The 20,801-nt window shown below is 71.9% G+C and carries 16 protein-coding genes and 2 tRNA genes; 4 read left to right on the top strand and 14 right to left on the bottom strand.

The genetic code is table 11. The annotated features are described in order from the left end of the window. Positions 1-75 precede the first annotated feature (75 nt). The 5 genes from clpX to ACFV0O_RS26760 all read right to left on the bottom strand — a co-directional run bounded on the left by clpX (position 76) and on the right by ACFV0O_RS26760 (position 5,094). Complete coding sequence (gene clpX / locus ACFV0O_RS26780; protein WP_045696864.1) at positions 76-1,365, bottom strand: ATP-dependent Clp protease ATP-binding subunit ClpX; 1,290 nt, start codon at positions 1,363-1,365, stop codon at positions 76-78. Between the two features lie 380 nt (positions 1,366-1,745). Beyond that, the gene (locus ACFV0O_RS26775; RefSeq protein ID WP_329931164.1) at positions 1,746-2,408 is read right to left on the bottom strand and encodes an ATP-dependent Clp protease proteolytic subunit; all 663 of its coding nucleotides are present in this window, start codon (positions 2,406-2,408) and stop codon (positions 1,746-1,748) included. Between the two features lie 56 nt (positions 2,409-2,464). After that, entirely contained in the window at positions 2,465-3,082 is a 618-nt protein-coding gene (locus tag ACFV0O_RS26770; protein WP_360265466.1) for an ATP-dependent Clp protease proteolytic subunit, read from the bottom strand. 268 nt (positions 3,083-3,350) lie between these two features. Next, positions 3,351-4,727: a trigger factor gene (gene tig, locus ACFV0O_RS26765; RefSeq protein ID WP_380346007.1), complete on the bottom strand. Its 1,377-nt coding sequence runs from the start codon at positions 4,725-4,727 to the stop codon at positions 3,351-3,353. A gap of 293 nt (positions 4,728-5,020) precedes the next feature. Next, a tRNA-Pro gene (locus tag ACFV0O_RS26760) sits at positions 5,021-5,094 on the bottom strand. 183 nt (positions 5,095-5,277) lie between these two features. Here ACFV0O_RS26760 and ACFV0O_RS26755 point away from each other — a divergent pair. Then, positions 5,278-5,348, top strand: a tRNA-Gly gene (locus ACFV0O_RS26755). An 86-nt stretch (positions 5,349-5,434) separates the two neighbouring features. Here the strand turns inward: ACFV0O_RS26755 and ACFV0O_RS26750 are convergent. Beyond that, on the bottom strand, positions 5,435-6,016 hold the full coding sequence (locus ACFV0O_RS26750) for a hypothetical protein (protein WP_380346005.1): 582 nt from the start codon (positions 6,014-6,016) through the stop codon (positions 5,435-5,437). A gap of 206 nt (positions 6,017-6,222) precedes the next feature. Here ACFV0O_RS26750 and ACFV0O_RS26745 point away from each other — a divergent pair, with 206 nt between their 5' ends. Continuing rightward, the gene (locus ACFV0O_RS26745) at positions 6,223-7,014 is read left to right on the top strand and encodes a DUF6348 family protein (protein ID WP_380346003.1); all 792 of its coding nucleotides are present in this window, start codon (positions 6,223-6,225) and stop codon (positions 7,012-7,014) included. 54 nt (positions 7,015-7,068) lie between these two features. Here ACFV0O_RS26745 and ACFV0O_RS26740 read toward each other — a convergent pair whose 3' ends face one another. The 4 genes from ACFV0O_RS26740 to ACFV0O_RS26725 form a co-directional block, all read right to left on the bottom strand. Further along, positions 7,069-7,266, bottom strand: coding sequence for a hypothetical protein (locus ACFV0O_RS26740; protein ID WP_030058274.1), 198 nt, complete (start codon positions 7,264-7,266; stop codon positions 7,069-7,071). 495 nt (positions 7,267-7,761) lie between these two features. Beyond that, a complete protein-coding gene (locus ACFV0O_RS26735; protein WP_360265371.1) occupies positions 7,762-8,988 on the bottom strand; it encodes a PP2C family protein-serine/threonine phosphatase in 1,227 nt (408 codons plus the stop codon). Positions 8,989-9,297: 309 nt separating this feature from the next. Then, positions 9,298-9,783, bottom strand: coding sequence for a ribose-5-phosphate isomerase (locus ACFV0O_RS26730; protein WP_380346000.1), 486 nt, complete (start codon positions 9,781-9,783; stop codon positions 9,298-9,300). A 47-nt stretch (positions 9,784-9,830) separates the two neighbouring features. Further along, positions 9,831-10,430 (bottom strand): biotin transporter BioY, encoded by a 600-nt coding sequence (locus ACFV0O_RS26725; protein ID WP_380345998.1) that lies wholly within the window; start codon positions 10,428-10,430, stop codon positions 9,831-9,833. 266 nt (positions 10,431-10,696) lie between these two features. Between ACFV0O_RS26725 and ACFV0O_RS26720 the strand changes: the two genes are divergently transcribed. Next, a complete protein-coding gene (locus ACFV0O_RS26720) occupies positions 10,697-12,121 on the top strand; it encodes an amino acid permease (protein WP_380345996.1) in 1,425 nt (474 codons plus the stop codon). Positions 12,122-12,187: 66 nt separating this feature from the next. Here ACFV0O_RS26720 and ACFV0O_RS26715 read toward each other — a convergent pair whose 3' ends face one another. Then, positions 12,188-12,820, bottom strand: coding sequence for a DsbA family protein (locus tag ACFV0O_RS26715; RefSeq protein WP_380345994.1), 633 nt, complete (start codon positions 12,818-12,820; stop codon positions 12,188-12,190). Positions 12,821-13,043: 223 nt separating this feature from the next. On the opposite strand from ACFV0O_RS26715, the gene pepN reads away from it, so the two are divergent. After that, complete coding sequence (pepN, locus tag ACFV0O_RS26710) at positions 13,044-15,635, top strand: aminopeptidase N (protein WP_380345992.1); 2,592 nt, start codon at positions 13,044-13,046, stop codon at positions 15,633-15,635. Between the two features lie 75 nt (positions 15,636-15,710). On the opposite strand, the gene ACFV0O_RS26705 is transcribed toward pepN, so the two are convergent. The 3 genes from ACFV0O_RS26705 to acnA form a co-directional block, all read right to left on the bottom strand. Beyond that, positions 15,711-16,340 (bottom strand): maleylpyruvate isomerase family mycothiol-dependent enzyme, encoded by a 630-nt coding sequence (locus tag ACFV0O_RS26705; protein ID WP_380345990.1) that lies wholly within the window; start codon positions 16,338-16,340, stop codon positions 15,711-15,713. An 83-nt stretch (positions 16,341-16,423) separates the two neighbouring features. Further along, entirely contained in the window at positions 16,424-17,731 is a 1,308-nt protein-coding gene (locus ACFV0O_RS26700; protein WP_380345988.1) for a glycoside hydrolase family 18 protein, read from the bottom strand. Between the two features lie 279 nt (positions 17,732-18,010). After that, complete coding sequence (gene acnA, locus ACFV0O_RS26695; protein ID WP_380345986.1) at positions 18,011-20,656, bottom strand: aconitate hydratase AcnA; 2,646 nt, start codon at positions 20,654-20,656, stop codon at positions 18,011-18,013. Between the last annotated feature and the right edge of the window lie 145 nt (positions 20,657-20,801).

Below are 20,801 nucleotides of genomic sequence, written 5' to 3'. Positions count from 1 at the left end.
GGTCACCCCCCCCCCCCCCCCCCCCCCCCCCCCCCCCGAGGCGGGCCCGGGGCCCCTGCGCGTGACGCGCGTCGATCAGGCGCTCTTCTCGCGGCGCTCGCGCTTGATCATGTCGCGCGGGACGAGGGTGGGGATGGCGTGCTTGGAGACCACGTCCCCGGTGACCACCACGCGGGCGACGTCCTGGCGCGAGGGGACCTCGTACATCACGGACATCAGCACCTCCTCCATGATGGCCCGCAGCCCGCGCGCGCCGGTGCCGCGCAGGATCGCCTGGTCGGCGATCGCCTCCAGTGCGTCCCGGGAGAACTCCAGCTCCACGCCGTCCAGTTCGAACAGCTTGCGGTACTGCTTGACCAGGGCGTTGCGCGGCTCGGTGAGGATCTGCAGCAGCGCCTCGCGGTCCAGGTTGTGCACGCTGGTGATCACCGGCAGACGGCCGATGAACTCGGGGATCATGCCGAACTTCACCAGGTCCTCGGGCATCACCTGGCGGAAGTGGTCGCTGGCGTCAGACTCCCGCTTGGAGCGGATGTTGGCGCCGAAGCCGATGCCCTTGGCACCCGCGCGGCCCTCGATGATCCGCTCCAGGCCGGCGAACGCGCCACCGACGATGAACAGCACGTTGGTGGTGTCGATCTGGATGAACTCCTGGTGCGGGTGCTTGCGCCCGCCCTGCGGCGGCACCGACGCGGTGGTGCCCTCCAGGATCTTCAGCAGGGCCTGCTGCACGCCCTCGCCGGAGACGTCCCGGGTGATCGACGGGTTCTCGCTCTTGCGCGCGACCTTGTCGATCTCGTCGATGTAGATGATCCCGGTCTCGGCCTTCTTGACGTCGTAGTCGGCCGCCTGGATCAGCTTGAGCAGGATGTTCTCGACGTCCTCGCCGACGTAGCCGGCCTCGGTCAGCGCGGTGGCGTCCGCGATCGCGAACGGCACATTGAGCATCCGGGCCAGGGTCTGCGCCAGCAGCGTCTTGCCGGAGCCGGTGGGGCCCAGCAGCAGGATGTTGGACTTGGCCAGCTCGATGGCGTCCTCGCGGCCGTTGCCGCCGCTGCGGCCCGCCTCACCGGCCTGGACGCGCTTGTAGTGGTTGTAGACGGCGACCGACAGCGCCTTCTTGGCGAGGTCCTGGCCGACCACGTACTGGTCCAGGAACTCGTAGATCTCGCGCGGCTTCGGGAGCTCCTCGAAGCGCACCTCGGAGGTCTCGGCGAGTTCCTCCTCGATGATCTCGTTGCACAGGTCGATGCACTCGTCGCAGATGTACACGCCTGGGCCGGCGATCAGCTTCTTCACCTGCTTCTGCGACTTGCCGCAGAACGAGCACTTGAGCAGGTCGCCACCGTCTCCGATGCGTGCCACGAGGTGCTTCCCCTTCGCCAGGGGCCCCGCAGGGGTTCCGGGGCCTGGTGCTGTGGACCGTCAACGCCGACGGCGCTCGGTCTCGCTATCCGACGGTACTCTGCCGGGCCCGTGATTCCGTCCTCTTCGCCGGGTCTGCCCTACGCCCTGGGCGAATTGATACCGAACAGATGCCGTGGAACCGGCCCGCCGACGGGTGGGGGGGGGGGGGGGGGGCGGCGCCGGGGGGGCGCGGCCCCGCCCCGCCCGCCCCCCCCCCCCCCCGCGGCGCGGGGGCCCCCCCCGCGGGGGGGGGGGGGGGGGGGGGGGGCCCGGCGCGCCCCCCCCCCCCCCCCCGACGTGTCCCTCCGGCCCGTTCCCGGGCCCGGAGGGAGCCGGCCTCAGGAGGTCAGCGAGGTCTTGCGGGTGGAGATGATCTGGTCGACCAGGCCGTACTCGGCGGCCTCCTCGGCGGTCAGGATCTTGTCGCGCTCGATGTCCTCGCGCACCTGCTCCACCGACTTGTTGGAGTGCTTGGAGAGCATCTGCTCCAGCTGCTCGCGCATCCGGAAGATCTCCTTGGCCTGGATCTCCAGGTCGGACACCTGGCCGCGGCCGGTCTCGGTGTACGGCTGGTGGATCAGGATCCGGGCGTTCGGCAGCGCCATCCGCTTGCCGGGGGTGCCGGCGGCGAGCAGCACGGCCGCGGCGGAGGCCGCCTGGCCCATGCAGACCGTGGTGATGTCCGGCTTCACGTACTGCATGGTGTCGTAGATGGCCGTGAGGGCCGTGAACGAGCCGCCGGGCGAGTTGATGTACATCTGGATCTCGCGGTCCGGGTCCATCGACTCCAGGCACAGCAGCTGCGCCATGATGTCGTTCGCCGAGACGTCGTCGACCTGCGAGCCGAGGAAGATGATGCGCTCCTCGAACAGCTTGGCGTACGGGTCGTACTCGCGGATGCCCTGGGTGGTGCGCTCGACGAAGCGCGGGACGATGTAGCGGCCCTCGGCGCGCATGTCCTCGACGCGGGCCTGGGCGGCCGACAGGCTGGGGATGTTCATGGGGATTCTGGTCCTCCGGGGCGTTGGGGCTGTGGTCTCGTGGGCCGGGCCGAGGCTCAGGCGCCCGTGCCGCCGCCGCCGGGGACGTCCGCGGCGCTGTGCATGATCGCGTCGATCAGGCCGTACTCCAGGGCCTCCTCCGGCGTGAACCAGCGGTCGCGGTCGGAGTCCCTGGTGATCTGCTCGAAGGACTGGCCGCTGTGGAAGGCGATCAGCTCGGACATCCGCTTCTTGGTGCGGAGGAGCTGCTCGGCCTGGATGCGGATGTCGGTGGCGGAGCCACCGAGGCCCGCGGAGGGCTGGTGCATCAGGATGTTGGCGTTCGGCAGCGAGAAGCGCTTGCCCTTGGCGCCCGCGGTCAGCAGGAACTGGCCCATGGAGGCGGCCATGCCCATCGCGATGGTGACGACGTCGTTCTTGATGTACTGCATGGTGTCGTAGATCGCCATGCCGGCCGAGATCGAGCCGCCCGGGGAGTTGATGTAGAGGAAGATGTCCTTTTCCGGGTCCGCGGCCAGCAGCAGCAGCTGGGCGGTGATCTTGTTGGCGATGTCGTCGTCGACCTGCTGGCCGAGGAAGATGATCCGCTCGTTGAGCAGCCGGTTGTAGACCTGGTCGCCAAGGCCGCCGAGCACGTCACCAGCGGCGGCGTGCGGTGCCAGCGGGCCAGGCATCTGCATCTGCGGGAACGTCACTTAGCCACCTGCTCAGTCGTTTTGGAGGGCCGTTCCACGGCCGTCACGATGTCGCACAGCTTCCGGGTATCACGTCGTGATTGTTGCTGTCCAAGGACCCTAACGCGCGGCCCCGGCCGCAGAATCCCTCACGCAGAACTGTTCGCTGTGAGCGCAGGGTCGCGGCGGCCCGCGGGAGGGAAGACGGCGGGCCCGGACACCATGACGGCGTCCGGGCCCGCTGTGCGCCTCAGTGGGCTGCCGGGGATCAGGCCTCGGTCTTCTCCTCGGCGGCGGCCTCGACGGTCTCGCCCGTCTCGTCCTCGTCGTCGAAGTTGATCTCGTTGCCCTCGGTGTCGACGACCTTGGCGGCCTCGACCACGGTGGCCAGCGCCTTGCCGCGGGCGACCTCGCCGACCAGCAGCGGCACCTGGCCACCCTGGACGACCTGCTGCGCGAACTGGTCGGGGGTGAGGCCCGAACCGGCGGCGCGGCGGATGAGGTGCTCGGTCAGCTCCTCCTGGTTAACACCCAGCTCCTCGTCGGCGACGATCTGGTCCAGGACGAACTGGGTCTTGATGCCCTTCTTCGCCTGCTCCTCGATCTCCGCCTCCCACTCCTCGAGGGTCTTGCCCTGGGTCTCCAGGTAGGTGTCGAGGTTCAGGCCCATCGGCTCCAGCTGGTGGTGCTCGACGTTGTGCTTGCGGGTCTGGATCTCGTCCGCGAGGAGCTTCTCGGGGTACTCGATCTCGACCAGCGCCAGCAGGGCGTCCAGCACCTTCTCCTGGGCCTGGGTGGCCTGGTCGTACTCCTTCATGCGCTCCAGGCGCTTGCGGGAGTCGGCGCGCAGCTCCTCCAGGGTGTCGAACTCGCTGGCCAGCTGGGCGAACTCGTCGTCCAGCTCCGGCAGCTCCTTCTCCTGGACGGCCGTGACGGTGACGGTGACCTCGGAGGTCTTGCCCGCCTGGGTGCCACCCTTGAGCTCGGTCTCGAAGGTCTTCTCCTCGCCGGCGGACAGGCCGACGACGGCCTCGTCGATGCCGTCGATCAGGCGGCCCGAGCCGATCTCGTAGCTGACGCCGGCGGCGGTGCCGTCGTCCGGCACCTCGCCGTCGACCTTGGCGACGAGGTCGACGACCACGATGTCACCGGCGGCCGCGGCGCGCTCGACGTCCTTGACCGAGGAGAAGCGCTCGCGCAGCTGCTCCAGCGACTTCTCGATGTCCTCGTCGGAGACGGCGATCGGGTCGACGGCCACCTCGATGGAGGAGAACTCCGGGAGGGTGATCTCCGGGCGGATGTCCACCTCGGCGGTGAACTTCAGGTCACCGCCGTCGGCGATCTTCTCGACACCCTCGATGTTGGTGATGTCGGGCTGGCCGAGGACCTCGATCTTGCCCTCGTCGACGGCCTGCGTGTAGAAGCGCGGCAGGGCGTCGTTGACGGCCTCCTCCAGCACGGCACCACGGCCGAAGCGCTGGTCGATGACGCGAGCCGGGATCTTGCCCTTGCGGAAGCCCGGAACCGTGACCTGCTGGTTGATCTTCTTGTACGCCGCGTCGAGGCTGGGCTTGAGCTCCTCGAAGGGCACCTCGACGGTGAGTCGAACCCGGGTCGGGTTCAGAGTCTCGACGGCGCTCTTCACGGTTTGGTCTCCTATGGGCTTGCGGTCAGGTTGTCTCCGCCCGGCCCGACCGCCCGGCCTGAGCCGTACGGGTGGGTCGGACGAGACGGGCGATGGGCGGTTGGAGCTGCATCTCCCGTGGGGTGGACGGTGAGCTTGACTCCTCGCCCTCGTGCGGTTGACCTGGGTTTCCGCCACAGGGACTACCGCCAGCGCCCCATCCTACCGGTACCACGAAAGGCGGACGCCAGGCGGCACCGTAGCGGCCGAACAGAACAGGGCCCCGCCCCCGTGGACGAGACCCTGCCGCACTGTCGGGGTGGCCGGATTCGAACCGACGGCCTTCCGCTCCCAAAGCGGACGCGCTACCAAACTGCGCCACACCCCGTGGTGCCGAGAGGAAGCGTACACGGCAGGCCTGTTCGGCTCGCCGACTATTTCCGCGCGGGCGCGACAACGGCACCGACCGCGCGGGCGCGCGGGGGGAGTGCGAAAACGGGGTGTGCACGCGGGCCGCCGGACCAGGTACGCTGTTGCCCGAACTTCCGGCCGGTGACGGCTGGGGGGTCGCGCGGGCGTAGCTCAATGGTAGAGCCCTAGTCTTCCAAACTAGTCACGCGAGTTCGATTCTCGTCGCCCGCTCTTCGCCCGGCCCCGGTGCGCGCTCAGCGCACCGGGGCCGGCTGCGTTTCCCGGGCCCCCGCACGGCGGACCGGGCCCGGTGCGGCTCAGAGCCCCAGGCGGGCGGCCCGGGCGGCGGCCCGGTCGAGGAGCAGGTGGATGTCACCCTCCCGGGTGGTGGGGCGGTCGTTGAACTCGTCCGGGGAGCGCGCCGGGCGGCCGGTGCCGTGCAGCACCTCCATCAGCTGGACCCGGGCCGTACGGACGGTGGCCGGGGTGCCGTAGCCGTACGCCAGGACGGCGGCCTGGGCGCCGAGCAGGCAGACCCGGCCCGCCGCGTCCCACATCGCGCCCTGGAGCCAGCCGTGGGCGCCGATGTAGCGGGAGGCGAGCCGGAGGTGGCCGGCGGCGGTGACCGGGACGGGGCGGGCGGGGCGGCGCAGCGCCCGGTCGAGCAGGGTGGCCCTGGGGGTCGGGTGGCCGGCGTGCCAGGGCTGCGGGGTGCTGCCGTGGGGGCAGGTGTACGGCGCGTGGATGCGGGCGGGGGCGGGCAGCGAGGCGAGGTACGCCTCGATCTCGGCGACCAGGCCGGAGCCGTCCGGGTGGATCAGGAGCGGCCGGGGCCGGGCCGTCGGGGGTGTCGGGTTCGTCGGGGGTGTCGGGTTCGTCGGGCGGGCGGTGCGGGGCATGCGGGTTCTCCGGGCGGACGGCTTTCGGTTTCCGCTGCCCAAAGTGGTGCATCAGGGACATTTCCGCGACCGGAGGGGCCCGCCGTCCGAACGGTTTCCCGGTTGGGTTCCGGGCCGATAGCCTCGGCGGCGTTCGAGCGCAGGTTCGAGCGCGAGCTCAGTCCGAGCGCGAGCCCGAGCCGCGCTCCCGAGGTGGAGGAGTCCCGGTGGGTCCGCAGGAGCGACTGGCCGTCATACAGCACTGCGTGGTGCGGGAGATGGCGCGACTGGGCCAGGTGTTCCGCCTGGACGGCGAGGTCGTGCGGGGCCCGGGCACCACGGCGGTGGCGGTGCGCGAGCACCCCGGAAACGACGGCGCCGGGCACGTGGACCTCGGCTTCGTGCTGCAACTCGGCCGGGCGGACGCCCCGGTGGTGTGGGACTGCGCGGCCGGCCTGGGCAAGACCGAGGAGGAGAAGCTCGCCAACGCGGTGCGGATGTGGGCGACCACCACCGCCTCGGTGCTGGTCGAGCTGGCGGAGGGGCGCGGGGTGCACGCCGACCACCCCGACCTTCCCGAACTCCCGGGCTGGCGCGCGGTCCAGGGGCCGGCGGCGGTGTTCGGCTTCGGCAACGAGCACCTGGCGGGCTGGCTCGCCGAGAACCGGGTGCTCCCGGCGCTGGCGCCCGCGCTGCGGCCGGAGTTGACCGGGTCGGGACCGGTCGGCGTCAAGCTCTTCCTGGGCGGGAAGGCGGGGGACGACGTCGCCGAGGTCCGGGTGGGCGGCGAGGTGTCCGAGGCGGCGTCGGCGGCGCTGCGCGCGCTGGACTGGCCGCGGGGTGAACGGCTGTGCTGGGCACGGCTGTTCGTCCTGCTGATGGCCGAACGGGAAGTGCCCGAGCAGGCCGCGCCGGCGGGTGCCGCAGCACCCGCACCGATGCGCGTCCGGACCCCGGCGGCGGCGCGCCCCCGGGGTTTGTTCGCTCGTTGGCGGGAGGCGAGACGGGCCGGCCGGTGACGGCTGCCCGCCGACTCGCCCCGGTGAGCGGCCGGGGCGGGCGCTGCGCCGGGATCAGCCTCCGGTGATGCTGGAGATGCTGTGGGCGAGGTTGGCCAGCAGGGAGTTGATCGAGGTCGCGACCGTGGTCTCGTGCAGCATGAAGCCGAACAGGGCGGCGACGATCGCGTGCGGGATCTTCATCTGCTTGTTGCGGATGAAGATGATGCTCAGGATCGCGAACAGGACCAGCGCGGAGACGGAGAGTGCCACCCGGACTCACTTCCTCGTTTTCATAGCGGGGTGCCACCACCCGGCGACACCAGCGAAAGCCGGACCCCGGCATGTCCCACGGTCCCGAGGCGGAATCGCGGACCGTCCGACACACCGCCGGTGAGGGAGCCCACGGTCGACCGCTGTCTGTCGTGCCGCACGTGACGCCCCCTATCCCCCGAATCCTGAACAGTCCCGCCCGGACTCAGTGTGGTCGACCGTGCCGATTGCGTAAAGGTCTGTCCGTCGGCCCGACCCCGATATCCTGCGATGCGAGACGAGTTTCCGCCGACCGGGACGATAGCCGAGCGGCCCTGACGAATCGTCGGCGGGGCCGTGCTGAGCGGCCGGGAAGCGGTCGGGGGCGGTTAACGGAAGCCGCTGGTCCGGTCCGCCGACGGGCCGTCCGATTTGGCCGAAGATCAGCTGCCAGGCTTGACAGTTGCTGCCCACGGCATGTGCCGGACACACCCGCCCGGTCGCGCCGCGTTCCGCTCAGTCGCGCCAGAGCAGCAGCACCGCGCGGTCGTCGTTGATGTCCCGGGCGACGGTCTCGATCAGCGCGGCCGCGGCGCCCGCGCCGGCACCCGGCCCGCCGCCGGGCACCAGCCGGTCCGCCTCCCCCATCAGCCGGTCCATGCCCTCCGTGAGGTCCCGGCCGGGTGCCTCCACCATGCCGTCGGTGCACAGCATCAGGACGTCGCCCCGGTTCAGCCGGCCGCGCACGCCCTCGAACTTGGCGCCGTCGTAGATGCCGAGCAGCGGACCCTCGGCCTCCTTGACCTCCCAGCGGCCGGCACCCGCGAGCCGCTGCATGCCCGGCAGGTGCCCGGCCGACAGCAGCTCGTACTCGCCGGTGTCCAGGTCGAGCACCAGGTGGACGGCGGTCGCGAAGCCCTCCTCCCAGGACTGGCGCAGCAGGTAGCCGTTGGCGGCGGGCAGGAAGTCGTGCGCGGGCAGCGAGCCGACCAGGCCGCCGAAGGCGCCGGAGAGCAGCAGCGCGCGGGACCCGGCGTCCATGCCCTTGCCGGAGACGTCCGCGAGGACCACCTCCAGCAGCCGTCGGCCCGGGCCGGTCCGGGCGGCGACCACGAAGTCCCCGGAGAAGGACTGGCCGCCGGCCGGTCGCAGCGCCATGTCCGCGTGCCAGCCGGCCGGGAGCGCGGGCACCCGGCTCTGCACCCGCAGCCGCTCGCGCAGGTCGAACAGCATGGTGGAGCCGCCCCACCAGGGCACGCCGACCCGGGCCCGGAACTGGGCCAGCAGCAGGCCGCCCACCCCGGCGGCGCCGACCACCAGGGCGGCGCCCGGGGTCACGCCGTAGGTGTACGCCTCCGGGTTGTCGCTGGCGACCCGCTGGCCGGTGTGGATCACGGACTCGGCGGACAGCCCCAGCGCGGCCAGCGCGTAGAGCACCACCAGGCTGCCGGGGCGCAGCAGCAGCGCGCCGGCCAGGATCGGCAGGACCAGGGAGGTGGGCGGGGCCCAGTCGGGGATCCAGATGTTGAGCAGGATCAGCAGCGGGACGAGCAGGGCGAGCGCGCAGAGCACCGGCCAGTCGGCGGCGCCGCCGCGGAAGTAGTCCACACCGGCCGTGCGCAGCCTTCGGCGGACCCGGCGGAGCCTCTTGCGCAACCGGGCCGTCACGGGCTCGGACGCCGGGGTGGCGCCGGGCCTCGTCGCAGTCGTCTGGGGCGGTGCGCCCGGCGGTCTGCCAGCCATGGGGACCGACCCTATCCACGGGCACGGCCCGGCGTCGACGGCTCGGACGCGGGCGGGTGCGCCGGAGCGCGAGGCGCTCAGTGGGTTTCGGCCGATCGGGAGGGTCGCGGTCGCGCCGTCAGGAGGCGTACGCCGGTTGGGCGTACGAAACGAGCGGGTGGCGTGCGTGCCCCGCGCGCGGCGCCGTTCACGCGCCGGGGCCTGTGGCCGATCCCACAGGTCGGGAGGCCGTCGCGGCCGCCCCGGGAACGGCGGCGGCCGGCCGCACGGGAGTGTGCGGCCGGCCGTGGGAGGACGGGGGTGGGGGGATCAGCCCTGGGGGTGGTGGGCCGGGATCGGCGGGAGTTCGCCGGTGGTCTCGTACTCGCTCAGCATCTCGATCCGGCGGGTGTGCCGCGGCTCGCCGCTGTAGGGGGTGCCGAGGAAGACCTCGACGAACCGGGTGGCCTCCTCCTGCGTGTGCATGCGGCCGCCGATGGAGATCACGTTGGCGTTGTTGTGCTGACGGCCGAGCTCGGCGGTCTGCTTGCTCCAGGCCAGCGCGGCCCGGACGCCCTTGACCTTGTTGGCGGCGATCGCCTCGCCGTTGCCCGAGCCGCCGATGACGACGCCCAGCGCCTCGGGGTCGGCGGCGGTGCGCTCGGCGGCGCGCAGGCAGAACGGCGGGTAGTCGTCCTCGGCGTCGTAGATGTGCGGCCCGCAGTCGACCGGCTCGTGGCCGGCCCCCTTGAGCCACTCCACGAGGTGGTTCTTCAGTTCGTATCCGGCATGGTCGGAGCCCAGGTACACGCGCATGCCATGAGTGTGGCATGCGCGTGCGCTCGGGCCCGACAACGGGGGCGTCAGCGCCGGCCGAGGAGCTTCCAGGCGAGCGGCAGGGCGCCGGCGGCGAGGACGGCCTTGAGGGCGTCGCCGACCAGGTACGGGTAGAGGCCGAGCTCGGCGGCGCGGGCGAGCGGCACGTGCAGCGAGAGGGCGAGGTACGGGACGCCGACCGCGTAGACGGCGAGGCTCCCGAGGACCATGGTGACGGCGGTGTTCACCGGGGTGCGGTCGGCGCCGCGGCGGGCCAGCGCGCCGGTCAGGGCGGCGGCGAGGACGAAGCCGATCACGTAGCCGAGGGAGGGCATCGCCCATCCGGAGGTGCCCTCGGCGAACCAGGGCAGGCCGGCCATGCCGGCGAGCAGGTAGAGGGCGAGCGAGGCGACGCCGCGGCGGGTGCCGAGCGCGGTGCCGACCAACAGGGCGGCGAAGGTCTGACCGGTGACCGGTACCGGCGAGCCGGGGACGTTCACCGAGAGCTGGGCGGCCACGCCGGTCAGCGCGGCGCCGCCGGCCACCAGCGCCAGGTCGCGGACCTGGCCGCCGAGGCGGGTGGAGGCGGCGGGCAGCAGGTCGGCGAGGACGGCGCGGCGCGGTATCGGGGTGGTGGCGGTGGCCATCGGGGGATCCTCCGTGGGGGTCCGGATGAGTGAACACCTGTGAACCTACGCGGTGATCCACTGCGCGACCTGCACGGTTTCGGACAAAGCCCCGCCCTCGGCGGTTGTCGGAACCGGCCCGGAATCACGCAGGGTCACCGCGTCGCGACCCTGTGCGTCCTCCCGGTCCGCCATGTGAGCCCCGGTCGGACATTCTTGGCATGGCCCGCGGTTCCCCGGATATTGGACAGCTCATGCCGCATACCGCACAGTCTGGAACCATCCCTATGGCCCCCACCTCCGCGCCCACGGCGCCCGGGACCACCGACGGCGCCCACCCGGCCGCGGGCCCGGCGTCGAACGGCCAGCAGCTCACCCACGGGCTGAAGCAGCGCCACCTGTCGATGATCGCCCTCGGCGGCGTGATCGGCGCGGGCCTCTTCGTCGGCTCCGGCGCGGGCATCGCCGCCGCGGGCCCGGCGATCATCCTGGCCTTCGTGCTCTCCGGCCTGCTGGTCATGCTGATCATGCGGATGCTCGGCGAGATGTCGGCGGCCCGCCCCGCCTCCGGCTCGTTCTCGGTGCACGCCGAGAAGGAGATCGGCCCGTGGGCCGGGATCACGGCCGGCTGGATGTACTGGGTGATGCTCTGCTGCGGCGTCGCCGCCGAGGCCACCGCTGCCGGGAAGATCGTCAACGGCTGGGTCCCGGGCGTCTCCGCCTGGGTCTGGGTCGCCCTGTTCATGGTCTTCTTCTGCGCGAGCAACCTCACCGCGGTGAAGAACTTCGGCGAGTTCGAGTTCTGGTTCGCCACGATCAAGGTCGCCGCGATCATCGCCTTCCTGGTCCTCGGCGGCCTCGGCATCGCCGGGGTCCTCGGCCCCGGCGCCCCCGGCACGGCCAACCTCACCGGCCACGGCGGCTTCCTGCCCACCGGCGTCAACGGACTGATCGTCGGCCTGCTCGCCTCGGTCTTCGCGTACGGCGGTCTGGAGACCGTCACCATCGCCGCCGCCGAGTCCGACGACCCCAAGAAGAACGTCGCCAACGCCGTGCGCACCGCGGTGTGGCGGATCGCGATCTTCTACATCGGCTCGATGGCCCTGGTGGTCACCCTGGTGTCCTGGAAGGACCCGGCGGTCGTCGCCGACGGCCCGTACGTCACCGTGCTGCGCCACCTCGGGGTGCCCGGCGCCGGGACGATCATGCAGGTCGTGGTGCTGGTCGCGCTGCTGTCCGCGATGAACGCCAACATCTACGGCGCCTCCCGGATGGCGTACTCGCTGGTCGGCCGCGGCCAGGGCCCCAAGGCGCTGGCCAAGGTCAGCGGCGGGGTGCCGCGCCGGGCCGTGCTGGCCTCCTGCCTGTTCGGCTTCGGCGCCGTGCTGGCCGCCAAGTTCTGGCCGGACACCGTGTTCACCTGGCTGATGAACACCACCGGTGTGGCGATCCTGGTGGTCTGGCTGTTCATCTGCGTGGTCCAGCTGCGGATGCGCCGCCGCCTGGAGCGCGAGTCGCCCGAGCTGCTCACCGTGAAGATGTGGGGCTACCCGTACCTGACCTGGGTCGCGATGGCCGGGGTGGCCGGCATCCTCGCGCTGATGACCACCACCGAGGGCAACCGGCAGCAGCTGTACGCGGCCGGGGTGCTGGTCGTGCTGCTGAGCGCCGCCGGCCTGCTCAAGCAGCGCCGGGACGCCGCCGCCCGCTGAGCCGCCGCCCGCACGACGACGGGGCCCGGTACCGATCCGGTACCGGGCCCCGTCGCGTCGCCGGCGCTACTCGAAGGACGGGCCGGCCGTCCGGGTGCGCTTGATCTCGTAGAAGCCGGGAGTGGAGGCCACCAGCAGGGTGCCGTCCCACAGGCGGGCCGCGGCCTCGCCCTTCGGGGCGGGGGTGACCACCGGGCCGAAGAAGGCGACCCGCTCGCCGTCCACGCCCTCGACCGCGATCACCGGGGTGCCGACGTCCTCGCCGACCAGGGTGATGCCCTCCTGGTGGGAGGCGCGCAGGGCCTCGTCGTGGATGTCCGTGCCGGCGGCGTCGGCCAGTTCGGCGGGCAGGCCTGCGGCCACCAGGGCCGCGGTTATGGTCTCCCGGTCCTGCGGCAGGCCCTGGTTGTGGAAGCGCACGCCGAGTTCGGTGTAGAGCCGGCCGAGCACCTCCTCGCCGTGCTTCTCGGCGGCGGCGATGCACACCCGCACCGCGCCCCAGGCGTTGTTCAGGAGCTCGCGGTAGTTGTCGGGGAGGTCACGGTGCTCGTTCAGCACCGACAGGCTCATCACGTGCCAGCGCACGTCGACCGGGCGCAGCTGCTGGACCTCGACCAGCCAGCGGGAGGTCATCCACGCCCACGGGCAGGCCGGGTCGAACCAGAAGTCGGCGGTCTTGCGCTCAGCGGCAGTCGTCACTGCGTGTCGTCCTTCGTGAGGTGATCCGGGCAGGGGTTAACTCCCCCGGTGGCCCAACACCCGTCCGACGCCGCTGATTCCGCTCCGGACGCGTCGGTCTGTGCAATGGTACCGACGGCGAGGGGCGTGACAGGATGGTGCCGCGTGCACGGACGACACCGGGCACCGAGACCGCACCACCCACACGCGCACCACCGTGCGAGCCGGACAAAGGAGTACCGCCGTGCCGGGCAAGAACCTCAGCCGCGACGAAGCCCAGCAGCGGGCCAGCATCCTGGCCGTGGACGGCTACCGCGTCCGGCTGGACGTGACCTCGGCGCCGGACCCGGCGGCCACCACCTTCCGCTCCACCACCACGGTGACCTTCCGCTGCTCCGAGCCCGGCGCGGCCACCTTCCTCGACCTGCTCGCCCCGGCCGTCCGCTCGGTCACCCTCAACGGGCGCGCCGTCGACCCGGCCGTCGCCTACGACGGCGCCCGGGTGCACGTCGAGGGCCTGGCCGCCGAGAACGTGCTGACCGTCGAGGCGGACTGCGCCTACAGCCGCACCGGCGAGGGCCTGCACCGCTTCGTCGACCCCGCGGACGGCGAGACCTACCTCTACACCCACTACGAGCCGGCCGACGCCCGCCGGGTGTTCGCGACCTTCGAACAGCCCGACCTGAAGGCCCCGTTCACCTTCACGGTGACCGCGCCGGCCGCCTGGGACGTGTGGTCCAACGCCCCGCACGAGGATGTCACCGCCGAGGACGGCGCCCGCACCTGGGAGTTCGCGCCGACCAAGCCGATCTCCACCTACCTCACCGCGGTCGTCGCCGGCCCCTACCACGTCGCCCGCGACCACTACAGCCGCGAACTCGCCGACGGCACCACCCTGGAGATCCCGCTCTCCGCGATGTGCCGCAGGTCCCTGGCCCCGCACTTCGACGCGGACGAGATCCTCGGCGTCACCAAGCTCGGACTCGACTTCTTCCACGAGGAGTTCGACTACCCGTACCCCTTCGGCAAGTACGACCAGGCGTTCGTCCCCGAGTACAACATCGGTGCGATGGAGAACCCGGGCTGCGTCACCTTCCGCGAGGAGTTCGTCTTCCGCTCGAAGGTCACCGACGCCGCCTACGAGGGCCGGGCCAACGTCATCCTGCACGAGATGGCGCACATGTGGTTCGGCGACCTGGTCACCATGCGCTGGTGGGACGACCTGTGGCTGAAGGAGTCCTTCGCCGACTTCATGGGCTCCTACGGCCTGATCGGCGCCCGCACCCGCTACTCCTCCGCCTGGGTCACCTTCGCCAACCAGCGCAAGGCGTGGGCCTACCGGCAGGACCAGTTCCCCACCACGCACCCGATCACCGCGGACATCCGCGACCTGGAGGACGCCAAGCTCAACTTCGACGGCATCACCTACGCCAAGGGCGCCTCCGTCCTCAAGCAGCTGGTGGCGTACGCCGGTTCGGAGGCCTTCTTCGAGGGCGCCCGCCGCTACTTCAAGCGCCACGCGTTCGGCAACACCGAACTCACCGACCTGCTGGACATCCTGGAGGAGACCAGCGGCCGCGACCTCACCTCCTGGGCCGCCGCCTGGCTGCAGACCGCCGGCGTCAACGCGCTCACCCCGCAGGTCACCACCGACGCCGAGGGCCGGATCACCGAACTCGCCGTGCTGCAGGACACGGCGGACGATCCGGCGACTCCGTCCCGTGGCGTGCTGCGCCCGCACCGGATCGCGGTCGGCCTGTACGACCGGGACGCCGACGGCGCCCTGGTGCGCACCGGGCGGATCGAGCTGGACGTCACCGGCGCCCGCACCGTCGTCACCGGGGCGGCCGGCCTCCCCCGCCCCGCGCTCGTCCTGCTCAACGACGACGACCTCACCTACTGCAAGATCCGCTTCGACGGGGACTCGTTGGAGACCCTGCGCACCGGACTCGGCGACATCCACGACGAGCTGGCCCGCGCCCTCGCCTGGTCCGCCGTCTGGAACCTCACCCGGGACGGTCTGATGCCGGCCCGCGACTACGTCGCCCTGGTGCTGCGCTTCGCGGGCCAGGAGGGCAACATCGGCGTCCTGCAGTCGCTGCACCAGCAGGCCAAGACCGCCGTCGACCTGTACGCCGACCCGGCCTGGCGCGGCGAGGGCGGCCGGCTGCTCGCCGACGGCGCCCTGCGCGAGCTGCGCGACGCCGTCCCCGGCAGCGACCACCAGCTGGCCTGGGCCCGCTTCCTCGCCCAGACCGCGGGCGGCGCCGAGCACCTCGGCCTGGTCCGCGGCCTGCTGGCCGGCAGCGCCCGGATCGACGGCCTGGACGTCGACCAGGAGCTGCGCTGGTCGCTGTGGCTGGCCCTGGCCGCCGCCGGCCAGGCCTCCGACGAGGAGCTGGCCGCCGAACTGGCCGCCGACAACACCGCCGGCGGCAAGCGGCAGTACACCCACTGCCTGGCCGCCCGGCCCACCCCGGAGGCCAAGGCCGCCGCCTGGTCGGCCGTGGTCGACTCGGACGAGCTGCCGAACGCCCTGGTCGAGGCCAACATCGCGGGCTTCGCGCTGCCCGCCCACCGCGACCTGACCGCCCTCTACGCGGCGCCGTACTTCAAGCTGCTGGAGAGGATCTGGGCCGAGCGGACCATCGAGATCGCGATCCGCTTCGTCAGCGGCTTCTTCCCGAGCGCCCAGACCGGCGAGCCGACCCTCGCCGAGGCCGACGCCTGGCTGGACGGGCACCCGCAGGCCGCGCCGGCGCTGCGCCGTCTGGTGCTGGAGCGCCGGGACGACCTGGCCCGTGCGCTGCGGGCGCAGGCCTGCGACCGGGTCTGAGCGCCCTCCTGCCGTGCTGAAGGGGCCCGCCGTGCGCGTCACGGCGGGCCCCTTCGGCGTGGACCGCGGCGGCGGTCAGCCGCGCCCGGTCAGCGTCGGCGTCCCCTCGCCCTCCAGTTCGCCGTGCGCGATCCGGCGCCCGGTGACGGCCAGCAGGAGCGCGAGGATCGGACCCCTCACCTCGGGGCCGGTGCCCGCCGTCCAGTCGGCGTCGGTGGCCCGCAGGGTCAGCCCGGCCGCCCGCCGCTTGCCGCCGACGATCAGGTTGGAGCGCCGGTAGAAGTCCGCGAGCCGGGTCAGGGCCTCCGTCGGGTACGCGCGGACGATGCCGAGCGGGCGCCGGATGTCCTCGGCGTGCACCACGGTCTCGCCCAGCCAGCTGTCGACCGGGCCCGGCGGGTGGCTGACCGAGTCCAGCCGCGCCCGGAAGGCGTCGAGGGTGTCGGCGGGCGTCCCGGCGGTCAGCTCGGCGATCTCACGGGCGGTCATCGCCTCGAAGCGGAAGCCGGACCGGGCCAGCTTCAGGAAGAAGCCCGCCGGGGTCATCCGGGCTGTCGCCGCCATGTGCGCCAGGGTGTCCTGCACGGTCCGCCCGACGCAGAGCGAGGGCGTCGCCCACTGCCCCGGGGTGAGGCCCTCCATGTCGGCGAGCAGGGCGCGCCGCTCGCGGTGGATCGTCCCCCACGGGTCCGGTGTCGTCGCCATGGTTCCGTGGTACTACCGCCACGGCCGGGCCGCACCCCCGGGGGGCTCGGCCCGGCCGTGGCGGGCGTACGGGCGTACGGGCGTCAGTCGCGGCGCAGGCCGCGGTCCAGGGCCGCGATCGCGCTGCCCCGGGCGTCGTCGCCGTCCAGCGACCAGACCATCACGCCGCCCAGGTCGTTCCGGCGCGCGTACCGCGCCTTCAGGGTGAGCACCTCGGCGGTGTCGTAGCTGTAGAAGGTGGTGCCGTCGTACTTCCAGGACGCACCGTGGTCGCGGTCCACGTGGACCGTGCCGGGCAGTGCGTTGATCTCCTGGTAGGAGTGGTCGGGCGCGGCGGCGGTGGCGCTCTGGAAGAGGCCGCCGCGCCTGCCGGGGGCGACGCCGGTCCAGCCGTGGCCGTAGAGCGGGGCGCCGAGGACGAGCTGCTCGGAGGGCAGGCCGCGCTCCTGGTAGTGCGTGACCACCGTGTCGGCGCTGCGCCGGCGGGGGTCCGGGTCGGCCGGGTCGGGGTAGAGGTTTGCCTGGTGGTCGGCGGGGCCGGTGCCCTCCCAGGGGCCGTGCAGGTCGTAGGTCATCACGTTGAGCCAGTCCACCGACTCGCTCAGCTCGGGCAGTTCGAGCCGGTCGGCGACGGTCTCGTTGGCGGCCACGGCGGCGGTCAGCAGATAGTGCTTGCCCTTCCTGCCGCCCAGCGCGTCGAGCTGGCGGCGGAACTCCGCCATCAGCAGGGTGAAGTTGCGGCCGTCCTCGGGGCGGACCACGTTGCCCGCGTCCCCGCCGCCGCCCGGGTACTCCCAGTCGATGTCGATGCCGTCGAAGACGCCCGCGGCGGCGCCGGCGCCGCCCTCCGGGGAGCCGGCCAGGACCGGCACGTCGCCCTTGAGGTAGAGGCCGATGCAGGAGGAGACGAACTTCCTGCGGGCCTCGTCGGTGGCGGCCGCGTCCGAGAAGTACGTGGACCAGCTCCAGCCGCCCAGCGAGATGACCGTGCGCAGCTGCGGGTTCTTCGCCTTGAGCTTGCGCAGCTGGTTGAAGTGGCCCTTCAGCTTCTGGCCCGGGGCGTCGGCCACGCCGTCCACCGACTCGGCGGCGGAGAAGGCGCGCTGGTAGTCGTTGCGCGCGTCGCCCTGGCCGGCGGCGTCGGTCTCGAAGCAGGTGCCGTCGGCGGAGACGTTGCCGAAGGCGTAGTTGATGACGGTGAGCCCGGCCGCCTGGCCGGACTCCTGGACCCGCTTGGCGGAGCTGTCGGCGCCCCACTGGGTGAAGTAGCCGACCCGCTGGCCCTTCGGCTTCGGGCCGTGCCGGCCGTCGGCGGCGTCGGCGGTGGCGGGGGCGGCGAGCAGCGCGGCGACGGTGGCGGCGGCGAGCAGGGCTGAGGCGCGAGTGGGCATACCGGACCTGTTCTCTGAAGCGGCGTCAAATGGTCTGGACCAGACGGGACAGAGGTTTAGTCCATCTGCCGTTCACCGCGCAAGGGGACGGGCCGGGTCGGTGCAGCATGCAAAAGCCCGCGGCGCACTCGGAAGCCGGCCCACGCTGTGGGAACGAGCCCGGCCCGCGGAAACCGGCCCATCGTGCGGAGGGCCGGCGCGGGGCGCGGAAGCCGGCCCGGCACGCGGAAGGGGCCGGACCGCGTGGTGCGGTCCGGCCCCTTCGGGGACTGGCGTGGCTCAGCCGATGAGCGAGCGCAGCACGTACTGCAGGATGCCGCCGTTGCGGTAGTAGTCCGCCTCACCGGGGGTGTCGATGCGGACGACCGCGTCGAACTCCTTGTCGCCCGCCTTGACCTTGACGGTCTTCGGGGTGCGGCCCTCGTTGAGCTCGGTCACGCCGGTGAAGGAGAAGGTCTCCTCGCCGGTCAGGCCGAGGGAGTCGGCGTTCTCGCCCTCCGGGAACTGCAGCGGCAGAACGCCCATGCCGATCAGGTTCGAGCGGTGGATGCGCTCGTAGGACTCGGCGATGACGGCCTTGACGCCGAGCAGCGCGGTGCCCTTGGCGGCCCAGTCGCGGGACGAGCCGGAGCCGTACTCCTTGCCGGCCAGGACGACCAGCGGGGTGCCGGCGGCCTGGTAGTTCTGCGAGGCGTCGTAGATGAACGACACCGGCGCGTCGGCCTGGGTGAAGTCGCGGGTGTAGCCGCCCTCGGTGCCCGGCGCGATCTGGTTGCGCAGGCGGATGTTGGCGAAGGTGCCGCGGATCATCACCTCGTGGTTGCCACGACGGGAACCGTAGGAGTTGAAGTCGCGCTTCTCGACACCGTTGGCGGTCAGGTACTGCGCCGCCGGGGTGCCCGGCTTGATGTTGCCGGCCGGGGAGATGTGGTCGGTGGTGACCGAGTCGCCCAGCTTGGCCAGGACGCGGGCGTCGGCGATGTCGGTCACCGGGCTCGGGGTCTTGGCCATGCCCTCGAAGTACGGGGGCTTGCGGACGTAGGTGGACTCGGCGTCCCACTCGAAGGTGTTGCCGGTCGGGACCGGGAGCGACTGCCAGCGGTGGTCACCGGCGAAGACGTCCTGGTAGCCCTTGTCGAACATGGCCTCGTCGATGGAGCCGGCGACGGTGTCGGCGACCTCCTGCTCGGTCGGCCAGATGTCGGCGAGGAAGACGTCGTTGCCGTCGGCGTCCTGGCCCAGGGCGTCCTTGGTGATGTCGATGTTCATGTTGCCGGCGAGGGCGTAGGCGACCACCAGCGGCGGGGAGGCCAGGTAGTTCATCTTGACGTCGGGGTTGATCCGGCCCTCGAAGTTGCGGTTGCCGGAGAGCACCGAGACGACCGCGAGGTCGGACTCGTTGACGGCGGCCGAGACCTCCTCGGGCAGCGGGCCCGAGTTGCCGATGCAGGTGACGCAGCCGTAACCGACCAGGTTGAAGCCCAGCTTCTCCATGTACGGGAGCAGGCCGGCCTTCTCGTAGTAGTCCATGACGACCTTGGAGCCGGGCGCCAGGGTGGTCTTGACCCAGGGCTTGACGCGCAGGCCCTTCTCCACGGCCTTCTTCGCCAGCAGGGCGGCGCCCAGCATCACGGAGGGGTTGGAGGTGTTGGTGCAGGAGGTGATCGAGGCGATCACGACCGCGCCGTTGTCGATCTCGTAGGTCGAGCCGTCGGGGGCGGTGACGGCGGTCGGCTTCGAGGCCTCGGCGGAGTAGGTCGGCAGCGCCTCGGCGAACTTCTGGGCGGCCTCGGCGAGGATCACCCGGTCCTGCGGGCGCTTCGGGCCGGAGATCGACGGGACGACGGTGGAGACGTCCAGCTCCAGGTACTCGGAGTAGACCGGCTCGACCGACGGGTCGTGCCAGAGGCCCTGCTCCTTGGCGTACGCCTCGACCAGGGCGAGCTGCTGCTCGTCGCGGCCGGTCAGGCGCAGGTAGTTGATGGTCTCGGCGTCGATCGGGAAGATCGCGCAGGTCGAGCCGAACTCCGGCGACATGTTGCCGATGGTGGCGCGGTTGGCCAGCGGGATGGACCCGATGCCGTCGCCGTAGAACTCGACGAACTTGCCGACCACACCGTGCTTGCGCAGCATCTCGGTGATGGTGAGGACCAGGTCGGTGGCGGTGGTGCCGGCCGGGAGCTCGCCGGTCAGCTTGAAGCCGACGACGCGCGGGATCAGCATGGAGACCGGCTGGCCGAGCATGGCCGCCTCGGCCTCGATGCCGCCGACGCCCCAGCCCAGCACGCCCAGGCCGTTGACCATGGTGGTGTGCGAGTCGGTGCCGACGCAGGTGTCCGGGTAGGCCTGGCCGCCGCGGACCATGACGGTGCGGGCCAGGTGCTCGATGTTCACCTGGTGGACGATGCCGGTGCCCGGCGGGACGACCTTGAACTCGTCGAACGCGGTCTGGCCCCAGCGCAGGAACTGGTAGCGCTCCTTGTTGCGGCCGTACTCGATCTCGACGTTCTGGGTGAACGCGTCCTTGGTGCCGAACTTGTCGGCGATGACCGAGTGGTCGATGACCAGCTCGGCCGGGGCCAGCGGGTTGATCTTGGCCGGGTCGCCGCCCAGCTCCTTGACGGCCTCGCGCATGGTGGCGAGGTCGACGACGCACGGCACACCGGTGAAGTCCTGCATGATCACGCGGGCCGGCGTGAACTGGATCTCCTGGCTCGGCTGGGCGTCGGCGTCCCAGTTGCCGAGGGCGCGGATGTGGTCGGCGGTGATGTTCGCGCCGTCCTCCGTGCGGAGCAGGTTCTCCAGCAGCACCTTGAGGCTGTACGGCAGCCGCTCGGAACCCTCGACGGCGGAGAGCTTGAAGATCTCGTACGACTCGTCGCCCACCTGCAGCGGGCTGCGGGCGTCGAAGCTGTTCGCGGACACGACTGACTCCTTCTGGGTGCTTCGTGCGATATCCGGCCGCCACACGGTGGTAAGGTCAGCCTTACTTAGGCTCGCCTTGCCCGCATCGCCGGTGCGCGCCTCTCGGCAAGTATCTTGATGTCGAGATATATCGTAAGGGGCAGTT

Origin of the sequence: Kitasatospora sp. NPDC059577, assembly GCF_042735475.1 — a bacterium.
Lineage (GTDB): Bacteria > Actinomycetota > Actinomycetes > Streptomycetales > Streptomycetaceae > Kitasatospora.
The sequence above is the reverse complement of the archived record's forward strand: the minus strand, read 5'-3'. Positions and strand labels throughout refer to the sequence as shown.

Bases quoted from the DNA above. Each gene is read 5' to 3' on its own strand.
- ACFV0O_RS26775 (WP_329931164.1), bottom strand. From the start codon at position 2,408: ATGAACATCCCCAGCCTGTCGGCCGCCCAGGCCCGCGTCGAGGACATG.
- ACFV0O_RS26770 (WP_360265466.1), bottom strand. From the start codon at position 3,082: ATGCCTGGCCCGCTGGCACCGCACGCCGCCGCTGGTGACGTGCTCGGC.
- ACFV0O_RS26750 (WP_380346005.1), bottom strand. From the start codon at position 6,016: ATGCCCCGCACCGCCCGCCCGACGAACCCGACACCCCCGACGAACCCG.
- ACFV0O_RS26735 (WP_360265371.1), bottom strand. From the start codon at position 8,988: ATGGCTGGCAGACCGCCGGGCGCACCGCCCCAGACGACTGCGACGAGG.
- ACFV0O_RS26730 (WP_380346000.1), bottom strand. From the start codon at position 9,783: ATGCGCGTGTACCTGGGCTCCGACCATGCCGGATACGAACTGAAGAAC.
- ACFV0O_RS26725 (WP_380345998.1), bottom strand. From the start codon at position 10,430: ATGGCCACCGCCACCACCCCGATACCGCGCCGCGCCGTCCTCGCCGAC.
- ACFV0O_RS26720 (WP_380345996.1), top strand. From the start codon at position 10,697: ATGGCCCCCACCTCCGCGCCCACGGCGCCCGGGACCACCGACGGCGCC.
- ACFV0O_RS26705 (WP_380345990.1), bottom strand. From the start codon at position 16,340: ATGGCGACGACACCGGACCCGTGGGGGACGATCCACCGCGAGCGGCGC.
- ACFV0O_RS26700 (WP_380345988.1), bottom strand. From the start codon at position 17,731: ATGCCCACTCGCGCCTCAGCCCTGCTCGCCGCCGCCACCGTCGCCGCG.